Source organism: Sphingopyxis bauzanensis (genome assembly GCF_002205675.1).
Taxonomy (GTDB): domain Bacteria; phylum Pseudomonadota; class Alphaproteobacteria; order Sphingomonadales; family Sphingomonadaceae; genus Sphingopyxis; species Sphingopyxis bauzanensis.
The window spans coordinates 289610-301962 of the sequence record NZ_NISK01000001.1 but is presented as its reverse complement, the minus strand read 5'-3'; the positions used below and the strand labels follow the sequence as shown (position 1 = coordinate 301962).

Annotated in this window: 13 protein-coding genes; 11 read left to right on the top strand and 2 right to left on the bottom strand. The window is 63.4% G+C overall.

The features are described 5' to 3' along the window. Window positions 1-172 precede the first annotated feature (172 nt). From pyrH to rpmE, 10 genes are all read left to right on the top strand, one after another. The gene (gene pyrH, locus CDQ92_RS01425) at window positions 173-904 is read left to right on the top strand and encodes a UMP kinase (RefSeq protein WP_088440505.1); all 732 of its coding nucleotides are present in this window, start codon (window positions 173-175) and stop codon (window positions 902-904) included. Between the two features lie 29 nt (window positions 905-933). Beyond that, window positions 934-1488: a ribosome recycling factor gene (frr, locus tag CDQ92_RS01420; RefSeq protein ID WP_088439419.1), complete on the top strand. Its 555-nt coding sequence runs from the start codon at window positions 934-936 to the stop codon at window positions 1486-1488. 119 nt (window positions 1489-1607) lie between these two features. Next, window positions 1608-2294, top strand: coding sequence for a polyprenyl diphosphate synthase (gene uppS, locus CDQ92_RS01415; RefSeq protein WP_088439417.1), 687 nt, complete (start codon window positions 1608-1610; stop codon window positions 2292-2294). A gap of 3 nt (window positions 2295-2297) precedes the next feature. Further along, the gene (locus CDQ92_RS01410; RefSeq protein ID WP_088439415.1) at window positions 2298-2972 is read left to right on the top strand and encodes a phosphatidate cytidylyltransferase; all 675 of its coding nucleotides are present in this window, start codon (window positions 2298-2300) and stop codon (window positions 2970-2972) included. A 1-nt stretch (window position 2973) separates the two neighbouring features. Then, window positions 2974-4140, top strand: a complete 1167-nt coding sequence (locus tag CDQ92_RS01405) for a 1-deoxy-D-xylulose-5-phosphate reductoisomerase (protein ID WP_088439413.1) — start codon at window positions 2974-2976, stop codon at window positions 4138-4140. Then, a complete protein-coding gene (gene rseP / locus CDQ92_RS01400; protein ID WP_088439411.1) occupies window positions 4133-5266 on the top strand; it encodes an RIP metalloprotease RseP in 1134 nt (377 codons plus the stop codon). The genes CDQ92_RS01405 and rseP overlap by 8 nt, the downstream gene beginning before the upstream one ends. 72 nt (window positions 5267-5338) lie before the next feature. Further along, window positions 5339-8029, top strand: coding sequence for an outer membrane protein assembly factor BamA (gene bamA / locus CDQ92_RS01395; protein WP_088439409.1), 2691 nt, complete (start codon window positions 5339-5341; stop codon window positions 8027-8029). Continuing rightward, window positions 8029-8721, top strand: coding sequence for an OmpH family outer membrane protein (locus tag CDQ92_RS01390; RefSeq protein WP_088439407.1), 693 nt, complete (start codon window positions 8029-8031; stop codon window positions 8719-8721). The genes bamA and CDQ92_RS01390 overlap by 1 nt, the downstream gene beginning before the upstream one ends. 4 nt (window positions 8722-8725) lie before the next feature. Beyond that, a complete protein-coding gene (gene fabZ / locus CDQ92_RS01385) occupies window positions 8726-9205 on the top strand; it encodes a 3-hydroxyacyl-ACP dehydratase FabZ (protein ID WP_088439405.1) in 480 nt (159 codons plus the stop codon). A 105-nt stretch (window positions 9206-9310) separates the two neighbouring features. After that, window positions 9311-9538 carry a 50S ribosomal protein L31 gene (gene rpmE, locus CDQ92_RS01380; RefSeq protein WP_088439403.1) on the top strand — a complete coding sequence of 76 codons (228 nt, stop codon included), beginning with the start codon at window positions 9311-9313 and terminating at the stop codon, window positions 9536-9538. Window positions 9539-9550: 12 nt separating this feature from the next. On the opposite strand, the gene CDQ92_RS01375 is transcribed toward rpmE, so the two are convergent. Both CDQ92_RS01375 and CDQ92_RS01370 read right to left on the bottom strand, forming a co-directional pair. Then, on the bottom strand, window positions 9551-11023 hold the full coding sequence (locus tag CDQ92_RS01375) for a glycerol kinase (RefSeq protein ID WP_088439401.1): 1473 nt from the start codon (window positions 11021-11023) through the stop codon (window positions 9551-9553). Window positions 11024-11092: 69 nt separating this feature from the next. Further along, window positions 11093-11968: an MBL fold metallo-hydrolase gene (locus CDQ92_RS01370; RefSeq protein ID WP_088439399.1), complete on the bottom strand. Its 876-nt coding sequence runs from the start codon at window positions 11966-11968 to the stop codon at window positions 11093-11095. A 64-nt stretch (window positions 11969-12032) separates the two neighbouring features. On the opposite strand from CDQ92_RS01370, the gene CDQ92_RS01365 reads away from it, so the two are divergent. Beyond that, a complete protein-coding gene (locus tag CDQ92_RS01365; RefSeq protein ID WP_088439397.1) occupies window positions 12033-12350 on the top strand; it encodes an ArsR/SmtB family transcription factor in 318 nt (105 codons plus the stop codon). Window positions 12351-12353: the final 3 nt, after the last annotated feature.

The following is a 12353-nucleotide window of genomic DNA, read 5'->3' as shown; positions in this document are numbered from 1 at the left end:
GGCTCCCAGCATATGGAGCATCGTCTGAATCATAACACTTCAATCAACACCAGTCCGTTCATCTGAAGCGATTGCCCTGGCAAGGCGCGGCAGTCCGCTTGGCAATGGCGCGTACTCTGACTAGGGTGCGCGCCATTCGCTTATCAAGTGGTTGAAAGAGGTTCCCCCGATCATGGCACTGGCCGGCATGAAACGCATCTTGCTGAAATTGTCGGGCGAAGCGTTGATGGGCTCGACTCCTTTCGGCATCGATCCTGACACTGTCGCCAGCATGGCGGCCGAGGTCAAGGAAGCCAAGGAACGCGGGCTTGAAATCTGCCTCGTCATCGGCGGCGGCAATATCTTCCGCGGCATGGCGGGCGCCGCCAAGGGCATGGACCGGGCGCAGGCCGACTATATGGGCATGCTTGCTACCGTGATGAACGCTCTCGCGATGCAAAATGCGCTCGAGCAGCTCGGCGTCGAAACGCGCGTCCAGTCGGCGATCGAGATGGACAAGGTGTGCGAGCCGGTGATCCGCCGCCGCGCTGAACGCCACCTCGAAAAAGGCCGCGTGGTGATCTTCGCTGCGGGTGTCGGCGCGCCTTATTTCACCACCGACAGCGGCGCCGCGCTGCGCGCTGCCGAAATGAAGTGCGACGCGCTGCTCAAAGGTACCAGTGTCGATGGCGTGTATAACGCCGATCCCAAAAAGGATAAGGCGGCGGTCCGTTACGATACGCTGAGCTACGACCGCGTGCTCGCCGACAATCTGAAGGTGATGGATGCAAGCGCGGTGGCGCTGTGCCGCGACAACCATATCCCGATCGTCGTGTTCAACATTCGCGAAGCGGGAAATCTGGCCCGTGTGCTCGCGGGCGAGGGGGTTTCGACCGTCGTGGCCGACGCCCCCGGCAACGCCTGAACGCGCCAAGCATAGAAGAGGAAGAGACGATGGCGAAATATGACAAGGCCGACCTGGAACGCCGGATGCACGGCGCGGTCGAAGCGCTGAAAAACGACCTGTCGGGCCTGCGTACCGGCCGCGCACACACCGCGCTGCTCGATCCGGTGACGGTCGAGGTCTATGGCAGCCACATGCCGCTGAACCAGGTCGCCTCGGTCAGCGCGCCCGAAGCGCGGATGCTGACGGTGCAGGTGTGGGACAAATCGAATGTCGGGCCGGTCGACAAGGCGATCCGTTCGGCAGGATTGGGGCTCAACCCGATCGTCGATGGCCAGATGCTGCGCCTGCCGATCCCCGAAATGACGCAGGAACGCCGCAAGGAGCTGTCGAAGCTCGCGGGCAAATATGCCGAAGCGGCGCGCATCGCGGTGCGCAACGTCCGCCGCGACGGCATGGACAATCTGAAGGCTGACGAGAACAAGAAGGAAATCAGCGAGGACGAGCGTAAGCGCCACGAAACCGAGGTGCAGAAGCTGACCGACGCCACGATCGCCGAACTCGACGCCGCGGCGACCGCGAAGGAAAAGGAAATCCTGGGCTAGTGCTTTCCAGCGCTTACCTCTCTTCCGTTCGTGTCGAGCAAAGTCGAGACACGCCGAGTTCGCGCTCGACTTCCCGTGTCTCGACTTCGCTCGACACGAACGGGTTCTGAGGTCTTTTCGTGACAACACCGAATCACGGTGCGCGCCATGTCGCCATCATCATGGACGGCAACGGTCGCTGGGCCAAAAAACGCCTGCTCCCCCGCGTCGCCGGTCACAAAGCCGGGGTCGAGGCGGTGCGCAATATCGTGCGCGCGGCCGGCGACATGGGCATCGAGGCGATGACGCTCTACGCCTTTTCGTCCGAAAACTGGAAACGGCCGGAAGATGAAGTCAATGACCTGATGGGGCTGATGAAACGCTTCATCCTCTCGGATCTCGATGAATTTGCCGCCAATGATGTGAAGCTGAAAGTCATCGGCAACTGGCGCGCGCTGGCGCCCGACGTCGTCGCGCTGATCGAAAACGCGCTCGAGCGCACGTCGGGCAATAAGCGCACGACGCTGGCGGTCGCGCTGAACTACGGCGCGCAGGACGAGCTGGTCCGCGCCGCGCAGGCGGCAGCTGCAACGGGCGAGATCAGCGAAGCGGCAATCGCCGCGCATCTCGACACCGCCGACATGCCGCCGCTCGACCTGCTCATCCGCACCTCGGGCGAAGTTCGGCTGTCGAATTTCCTGCTGTGGCAGTCGGCCTATGCCGAGCTATATTTCACCGATATTTTGTGGCCGGACTTCAAACCGGCAGACCTGCAGGCGGCGCTCGACCATTTTGCGCGCCGCGATCGTCGCTACGGGGGACTATAAGACATGGCGGCGGGAAAATCGGACCTGTGGGTACGGATCGGGTCGGCGATCATCCTGTTTGCGATCGCGGGTACCGCCTTGTGGTTCGGCGGACTGGCGTTCGGGCTATTGCTGCTCGTCGGCGGCGCGTTGATGCTGGTCGAATGGTTCGCGCTGGTTCGCGCGATGACCTTGAGCAGCGGCGCCAGGGTGATGCTGAACATTCTCGGGCCGCTGCTGACCCTGGGTGCGATGGCGGGGCTGTGGTTCATTCGCGACCAGCTGGGTATGACCGCCGCGCTGTGGGTGTTCGGCATGGTGTGGGCGACCGACATCGGCGCCTATTTCGCTGGCCGCGCATTTGGTGGCGCGCGCCTTGCCCCCAAAATCAGCCCATCGAAAACATGGTCGGGGCTGATCGGCGGCATGATTGCCGCATTGATCGCCAGCGCCACCATCGGAGACCGCGCCGGGATCATCGGCGTGCCGCTGTGGATCGGGCTGTTTATGGGGCTGCTCGCACAGCTTGGTGACCTGGCGCAAAGCTGGATGAAGCGCCGCGCCGGGGTCAAAGATTCGGGCAAGCTGATCCCCGGCCACGGCGGGCTGTTCGACCGCGTCGACGGAATCTTGCCGGTGGCCTTGTTGCTGGGTGCGCTGGCTTATGCCGGGCAGCTGAGCGTTGGGACGGCGGGCTGACATGACACAGCGCCGCCTTTCACTGTTCGGCGCCACGGGTTCGGTCGGGCAATCGACCCTCGACCTCGTGCGGCGCGACGGCGAGACGTGGCGCGTCACGGTGCTGACAGCGAACAGTGATGTCGCCGAACTGGCAAAGCTGGCGATGGAGTTTCGCCCCGACGTGGCGGTGATAGCCGACGCCGCGCGGCTCAGTGACCTGCAGGCCGCGCTGACGGATACCGGCATCGACGTCGCCGCGGGCGCGGATGCGCTGGTCGAAGCGGCGCAGCGCCCGACCGATCTCGTCATGGCGGCGATCGTCGGCACCGCAGGACTGGCCCCGACAATGGCGGCGCTGGCGGCGGGATATGATGTTGCGCTGGCCAACAAGGAGGCGCTGGTCTCCGCTGGCGAGCTGATGACGGCGGTTGCCCGCACCTCGGGCGCCACCATCCTGCCCGTCGACAGCGAGCATAATGCGATTTTTCAGTGTCTGGCGGGCGGGCGCATCGATCAGGTGCGGCGCATTATCCTGACCGCCAGCGGCGGGCCGTTCCGCACGATGAGCGCTGCCGACATGGCGCGCGTTACGCCGGCGCAGGCGGTCGCGCATCCCAACTGGTCGATGGGCGCCAAGATCAGCGTCGATTCGGCAACGATGATGAACAAAGGCCTCGAACTCATTGAGGCGCATCATCTTTTTCCCGTTGGGCTCGATCGCATCGAGATTCTTGTTCACCCGCAATCGGTAATCCACAGCCTGGTCGAATATGTCGACTGCTCGACGCTGGCGCAGCTCGGCTCGCCCGACATGCGGATCCCGATCGCCAGCGCTCTCGCGTGGCCGGACCGGATGGCGACGCCGTGCGCGCCGCTCGACCTGGCGACCATCGCACGCCTCGATTTCGAGGCGCCCGACGAGGTGCGCTTTCCCGCGACCGCGCTGTGCCGCGCTGCAATCGCTGCGGGCGGGGCGCGCCCGGCACAGCTCAACGCGGCAAACGAGGTGGCGGTGGCCGCCTTCCTGGCGGGGCATATATCCTTTCCGGCGATCGTCGATACCGTGCGCCGGGTGATCGATGCCGCGGAACCTGCGGCGCCGTCATCGCTTCAGGACATATTCAGCGTCGATGCCGCATCCCGCGCGGCTGCCCAGCATTTTGTGGACCAATTTGAACATGCTTGAGACCCCCGGTTTCGCCTTCACCATCGTCGCGTTCTTGGCTGTCCTCGGCCCGCTCGTCTTCGTCCACGAATATGGCCACTATATCGTCGGCCGCTGGTGCGGAGTGAAGTCCGACACTTTCTCGATCGGTTTTGGACGCAAGATCGTTAGCTGGACCGACAAGCGCGGGACCGAATGGAAGATCGGCTGGTTGCCGCTGGGGGGATATGTCCAGTTTGCCGGCGACCGCGACGCCGTCAGTCAGCCCGATGCGGAATGGCAGCAACTGCCCGCCGAGCAGAAGTCGCACACCTTCCCGGCCCAGCCGGTGTGGAAGCGATCGCTGATCGTCGCTGCAGGACCGGTCACCAATTTCCTGTTCGCGATCCTGATCCTTGCCGGATTTGCCTGGGTTGGCGGCACGCCCGTGACACCGCCGGTCGCCGGCGGGATCGAAGCGGGATCGGCGGCCGACACGGCAGGTTTGCGCACCGGCGATCGCATCGTTGAAATCGACGGGCGTCCGATCGAAGTATTCGGCGACATCCCGATGGCGGTCGCGCATCGCCCGGGCGAAGCCATGCAGGTCCGTGTCGTCAGTGGTGGGAGCGAACGGATGGTCGCGCTGACGCCGCGGCTGGTCAAAGAGAAAGACCCGTTCGGCAAGGAGTATGAGCGCGCAATCATCGGCCTCGCGCCGCCGCCGGCGCAATTGCAGCCGGTGACGCTGCTCGAAGCTCCTGCCGTAGGACTGCGTCAGACCTGGCAGATCGTCCGCCAGACGGGCGAGGTGCTGGGGCAGTTCCTGACCGGGCGCCGGTCGATCAAGGACATGAACGGGCCGGTCAAGATTGCCGAAATTTCGGGGCAGGCGGCGACTCTGGGAATTGCGTCGCTGATATTCTTCATCGCGCTGATTTCCATCAATCTGGGGTTCATCAACCTCTTGCCATTGCCCATGCTCGATGGTGGTCATTTGCTTTTCTATGCCTATGAAGCGATCCGGCGGCGCCCCGCGCCGCCGCAGGTGCAGGAATGGGCGTTCCGATTCGGCTTTGCGGCGGTTGTCTCCCTGATGCTGGTCGTGACTTTCAACGATTTGGGCTCATTGGGCCTGTGGGACGGGATCGCGCGCTTGATTGGCTAGCGAGTCTGGGGCAGGGAGTGCGCGCGAGCCCGCGGTCAACCGGGTTGGTCGCTTTTGAGTTATTTTTTCGGGATGAACAGCGTGGCTTCACACAAATTCTCGGCGCGGACACAGCTGTCGGCCTTCCTTCTGGCAGGCACGATGCTCGCGACGCCGGTGTTGGCGCAAGAGGTTGCGCCGCCGACCGTGCCTGCGCCCGCCCCCGAAGCGGCGCCTGCCGCAACGACGGTCCAGACGATCACCGTTGTTGGCAACCAGCGGCTCGAGGCGCAAACGATCCTGTCTTACCTGCGCCTGCGCGTCGGACAACGCTACGACCGGTCGATCCTTGATCAGGCGCTGAAAGACCTGGCCGCGACCGAGCTGTTCAAGGATTTCCAGATAACCGACAATAATGGCGCGCTGACGATTCAGGTGACCGAGAATCCGGTGATCAATCGCGTCATCCTGGAGGGCAACAAGCGCCTGAAGGAAGACAAGATCCGGCCCGAGATCAAGCTCGCGCCGCGGCAGATTTTTACCCGTTCGAAAGTCCGCGCCGACGTCGCGCGCATCATCGAACTCTACAAGCGGCAGGGCCGTTTCGCCGCCACCGTCGAACCGAAGATGGTGTCGCTCGATCAGAACCGCGTCGATGTCGTGTTCGAGATCAACGAAGGTTCAAAGTCGAAGGTCCGCCAGATCAGCATCCTGGGCAACGAGAAGTTCAGCGACGGCGATCTGAAAGACGAGATGGCTACCAAGGAGTCGAGCCTCCTGACGATCCTGTCGTCGAACACCAGCTACGACCCCGATCGTCTGGCCTATGACCAGCAGAAGCTGCGCCTTTTCTACCTGCAGAACGGCTATGCTGATTTCCGTGTCATTTCGGCCGTCGCCGAGCTGACCAGCAACAAGCAGGATTTCATCATCACTTATGTCGTCGAGGAAGGCGAACGCTACAAGTTCGGCGATATCGATGTACAGAGCGAGTTGCGCGACTTTAAGCCCGAGTTGCTGAAAACCTTGCTGCCGATGAAGAAGGACGACTGGTATGATGCCAAGCTCGTCGAGGATACGGTCGAAAGCCTGAGCGAGACGGCCGGTCTGTTCGGCTATGCATTTGCCGACATCAATCCCCAATTCCGCCGCGACCCGGAAACGCGGACGATGCAGATCACGTTCAACGTCGCCGAAAGCCCGCGCACTTATGTCGAGCGCATCGACGTCAACGGCAACACGCTTACCCACGACAAGGTCGTGCGCCGCGAATTCCGCCTGAACGAAGGCGACGCGTTCAACAGCTTTGGCATCAAGCGTACCGAGAACCGCCTGAACAGCCTGGGCTATTTCCAGGAAAATCTGGAGATCGAGCGCAAGGAAGGCAGCGCGCCTGACCGCATCATTCTGGAAACCAACGTCCAAGAAAAGCCGACCGGTGAACTGTCGCTGTCGGCGGGATTCTCCTCGATCGAGAACTTCCTGCTGCAGGCGTCGATCCGGCAACGCAACTTTCGCGGTCTGGGCCAGCAATTGCAGGCGTCGGTCAATTATTCGAGCTATTCCAAATCGGTCGAGCTCGGTTTTACCGAACCCTATCTGTTCGACCGCAATATCTCGGTCGGCGGCAGCGTCTATCGCCGCGATTTGAACTCGTTCAACTTCATCAACAATGATCGCCAGACGACGTTCCAGCAGGTGACCACGGGGTTCCAGCTGAACGCCGGTGTGCCGCTGACCGAATTCATGTCCTTTTTCGGCCGTTACAGCCTGAACTATGACGATGTGACGCTCGACCGCGGCATCTATTTCTTTGGCAATCAGTGCGACCCGCTGGTCGCCGGCCGCTACCTTTGCGATGCGATCGGCAAGCGCACGACCTCGCTCGTCGGCTATACGCTGGCCTATGACGATCGCGACAACCGCATCCGCCCGACGCGCGGCCAGTCGCTGTCGCTCAGCCAGGATTTCGCCGGCCTTGGCGGCAGCGTCAAATATGTCCGCACCCGTGCGAACGCCTCCAAGCACTTCAATCTCGGCAGCCGCTTCATCCTCAATGTCTCGGCTGAAGGCGGCTATATCTATCCCTTCGGCAGCGCTCCGAGCCCGGGCAGCGACAAGGTCCGCCTGACCGACCGCTTCTTCCTGGGCGAACCGCAGATGCGCGGTTTCGACATTCGCGGCGTCGGTCCGCGCGTGATCCGTTATTCGGTGGATAATACCGATCCCGCTAACCCGATTGTCGTGACCGATGGTGATCGCGATCGTGGTCAGATTGACGACGCACTTGGAGGCCGCGCCTATTATCAGGGCCGGCTGGAAATCGACATCCCGCTCGGGACCGGGGCAAAGGAACTCGGGCTGCGGCCGTCGATTTTCCTCGACGTCGGTTCGGTGTTCAGCGTGAAGCGACCGACGCTGACGACGCTGGCCAATTTCCGCGAAACCAATCCCGCCGCACCGGGGTTCGGCCTCATCAAGTCGCTGTGCCGCAACTCGACGACGGGGACGAGCCAGTTTGCCGACGAAGCGACAACGACGCCGCCGGGCGGCGTCCCGACGGGGACGGGCCAATACACCAGCTGTCCGACCGGCTTCTCGCGCCTCGATCCGTTCGAGGAACGCTTCTTTGGCGACAGCTGGATGCCGCGCGTCGCGATCGGTGCCGGGGTCAACTGGAACTCCCCCTTCGGTCCCTTCCGGATCGACTTCGCTTACGCCCTTCGCAAAGAAGAGGGTGATGATACCAAACGCTTCTCATTCAACGTAGGAACTCAATTCTAATGAAGAACATTCTCACCGCTTCGGCGCTCGCCGTCGCTACGCTGTCGGCTTCGCCGATCATGGCCGTCCCCGCCGCCGCGCAGGCCAAGGCGGTTGCCGTCGCCGATGTCCGCGTCGCCGCCGCGCGTTCGAACGCTTTCACCGTTGCCTCGCAGCAGATCGAAACCACGTACAAGGCCCAGATTGATCAGCAGCAGTCGCGCGGCCAGACGCTGCAGGCCGAAATCAACGTCCTGATCGCCAAATATAACGAAGAGTCGCGCAAGACGCCGCAGAATCAGGCGACTTTGCAGGCTGCCGGCCAGGCGGTCCAGAACAAGCGTCAGGCAGCGCAGGCCGAATTGAGCCAGATCGGTGCGCCGGTTGAGCTGGCGATCGCTTATGTTGAGGACCAGATCAGCGTTCGCATGAACGAAGCAATCCGCGGCGCAATGACCGCGCGCAAGATCGATCTGCTGCTCAATCCGGACGCCGTTCTGGCGCGCGAGAACAACGTCGATATCACCGATGCTGTGGTCGCCGAACTCAACCGCATTCTGCCAACCGTGTCGACCGCGGTTCCGGCCGGTTACCAGCCGGGCCAGCTGGTTCAGCAGCGCAACCAGCAGATGATGGACGCCGCCCGCGCCGCGCAGCCGGGTGCGACGCCTGCCGCACCTGCGCCGACCGGCACCGCACCGACGACCCGCTGATATCGTGACCGACGGGGACAAAGCGGCGGGGGCATTGGGACCGGCGGACATCCGCCGGATCCTGACGCTTCTGCCGCACCGTTATCCGATGCTGCTGGTCGACCGGGTCGTGTCGATCGTCCCCGATACCTCGATCCACGCGATCAAGGCGGTGACGATGAACGAGCCCTTTTTTCAAGGGCATTTCCCCGGTCGGCCGATCATGCCGGGCGTGTTGATCGTCGAGGCGCTGGCGCAGGCCGCCGGCGTCCTCGCGATCGAATCGATGGGCCTCGCCGGGACGGGCAAGCTCGTCTATTTCATGGCGATCGACGGGGCGAAGTTCAGAAAGCCGGTTGAACCCGGCTGCCTGCTCGATCTGCACGCGACGATCATTCAGGCCAAACGCAGCGTCTGCCGCTTCGAAGGCAAGGCGATGCTTGATGGCGTGTTGGCGGCCGAATGCCAGTTTACCGCGATGATCGCGGACCCGCCGGCGGACTAACTATTGCCAAATCGGGCATTCGCCGTTAGGGGCCGCACCTTCGCGTCCCCGGACGCACAGACTCGCGCACGCTGGTCGGTAACCAGCGGCACAGGAGCGTAAGACATGAAACAAGACATTCACCCCGCGTACCACATGATCACGGTCAAGATGACCGATGGCACCGAATATCAGACGCGTTCGACCTGGGGCAAAGAGGGCGACACGATGACCCTCGAAATCGACCCCACCGCGCATCCGGCGTGGACCGGCGGCAACGGCCGTATGCTCGACGCTGCGGGCCAGGTTGCCAAGTTCAACAAGCGCTTCGGTGGTCTCACCCTCAAGCGCTAATCGCTTCGGCGATCAGCTCAAAACATTTGCAAGCGCGCTTTGCCAGCCGGCAAGGCGCGTTTTGCGTTTGTCGGCGTCCAGCGCCGGGGTAAAGCGCGTCGCGGTGCCACGCATCGTCTTGGCAGCGCTTGCGAGGTCGGGATAAAGCCCCGCGCCAGTCGCAGCGAGCATCGCGGCGCCCAAAGCGGTGCTTTCGACGAAATCGGGCCGCTCGACGGTCAGGTTCAGCATGTCGGCCAGATCCTGCGCCATCCAGTCGTTCGCCGCCATGCCACCGTCTATGCGCAGATCCGCCCAATCCACACCATCGGCGGCAAAGGCTGATTTCAGGTCATGCGCCTGATAGGCTTGCGCTTCCAGCGCGGCGCGCGCGACGTGCGCCTTGCTGGTCGCAAAGCTGAGGCCAGAGATCGCGGCGAGCACATCGGGACGCCAGTGCGGTGCGCCAAGCCCGGTGAGGGCGGGGACCAGATAGACCCCACCATTGTCGGCGACCGAGCGCGCCAGCCCCTCGCTCTCGCCCGCATTGGCGAGCAGGCCGAGGCCATCGCGCAGCCATTTGATCAGGCTCCCTGCGACGAACACCGATCCCTCGAGCGCGTAGGACCGCGCATCTCCTTCCTGCACCAGTACCGTCGCGAGCAGGCGATTGGCCGAGCGCGGCCGCACCGTCCCGCTCGCCGACAGGATGAAGGCGCCGGTGCCAAAGGTCGCCTTGGTCTGCCCGGGCGCCAGGCATGCCTGACCGATCGTCGCCGCCTGCTGGTCGCCCGCCATGCCGCAGATCGGGATCGCGCTCCCGAACAGGTCGGGGTCGGTCGAACCGACGCTGGTCGTGCAGCCTGTAATTTCGGGGAGCAGCGTCATCGGCACCCCGAGCAGATCGCACAGGCCTGCGTCCCAGCCGCCTGCGCCGTTGATGTTCATCAGCAAGGTCCGCGACGCATTGGTCGCATCGCTGACATGCACGCCGCCGGTCAGCCGGAAGATCAGATAGGATTCGATCGTTCCAACCGCGAGCCGTTCACCTGCTTCGCGCAATTGCGGCCAGTTTCGGAGCGCCCAGCCGATCTTGCTCCCCGAAAAATAGGGATCGAGCAGTAGCCCGGTCGTCGCCTGCACCGTCTCCTCATGCCCCGCGTCCTTCAGCGCCGCGCAGTCGGCGGCTGTGCGGCGGTCCTGCCACACGATCGCAGGCGCCAGCGGCTCGCCGGTCGTGCGGTCCCAGAACACGACGGTCTCGCGCTGGTTCGTAATCCCGATCGCCGCAACATGCTCGGCGCCCCCCGCTTTCTTGATCATCGCACGCGTACAGGCGAGGGTGGCCTCCCAGATCTCGGCGGCGTCATGTTCGACCAGCCCGGCCCCGGGATAATGCTGCTGAAACTCGCGCTGCGCGCTGCCGAGCGGCTCTCCATCGGCGGCAAACAGCATCGTCCGGGTCGAGGTCGTCCCCTCGTCGATAACGATGATATTCTCCGCCATGCCGCGCTCTCCCGCTTTGCGCGCAACCTTGGCGCAGCACAGCGGGCGACTCAAGCGCGATAGCGCGGATCAGATCGTATTGAGCGGGATGCGCAGATAGCGACGTCCATCGGCTTCGACTGGCGGTAGCGCGCCGGCGCGGATATTGACCTGCAACGACGGGAGGATCAGCTGCGGCGCCGCCAAACCCTTGTCGCGCGCGCTGCGCATCGCGACGAAATTGGCTTCGCTGACCCCGTCATGGACATGGACGTTGGCGGCGCGCTGCTGGGCGACGGTCGATTCCCATTCGGGCTCGCTGCGATCGTGGGTCGGGTAATCGTGACAGGTAAAGATGCGGGTGTCCGCGGGCAGCGCGAAAATCTTGCGGATCGAACGATAAAGCGTCGCCGCGTCACCGCCGGGAAAGTCGGCGCGCGCCGTGCCATAATCGGGCTGGAACAGCGTGTCGCCGACAAAGGCGGCATCGCCGATGGTATAGGTGACGCAGGCGGGCGTGTGGCCGGGGGTGTGGATGACGCCGATCGTGAGATCGCCCAGCGGCAGCGTGTCGCCTTCGTCGACCAGCCGCGAAAAGACGCTGCCATCGGGCGTGACGTCGTCCGCGGCGAATAGCGGGGCAAAGATGCGCTGCACGTCACCGATATGGCGGCCGATGACGATCGGCGCGCCGGTGCGTTCGTGGATGTAATGCGCTGCGGTCAGATGGTCGGCATGGGCGTGGGTTTCGACGACATAGGCAAGATGCAGCCCGCGCGCTTCGATTTCGGCGAGCAACCGGTCGGCGCCGGCGGTCGAGGTGCGGCCGTCGCGCTGGCTGAAATCGAGCACCGGATCGACGATCGCCGCCGTGCCGGTGGCGGGATCGGCAACGATATAGCTGATCGTATTGGTCGCGGCGTCGAAAAAGCCGGCGACGTCGGGGCGCGGGGATGCTGCGGTCATGGGAAATCTCCTTTGCACATATATTAGGGATTGCTAAATTAGAATCAACTAATATATTGGCACCATGTTCGATCTGACCCGCTTTGACCTCCGCCTGTTCGAAGAAAGCGCCGGGCGCGCTGCAACGCTGCTCCGCCTCCTTTCCAATGAGAAGAGGCTGATGATCCTCTGCCAGCTCGCCGACGGCGAAATGGCTGTGGGCGATATTCAGGCACACGTTAGCCTGTCGCAATCGGCGCTGTCACAGCATCTCGCACTGCTGCGTACCGAAGGCATTGTCGCGACGCGGCGCGAGGGGCAGGCGGTGTTCTACCGCCTCGACGATCCCGCCGCGATGCGCGTCATCGAAACTCTCGCCGAACTTTTCTGCCCCCCGAAATGAGGA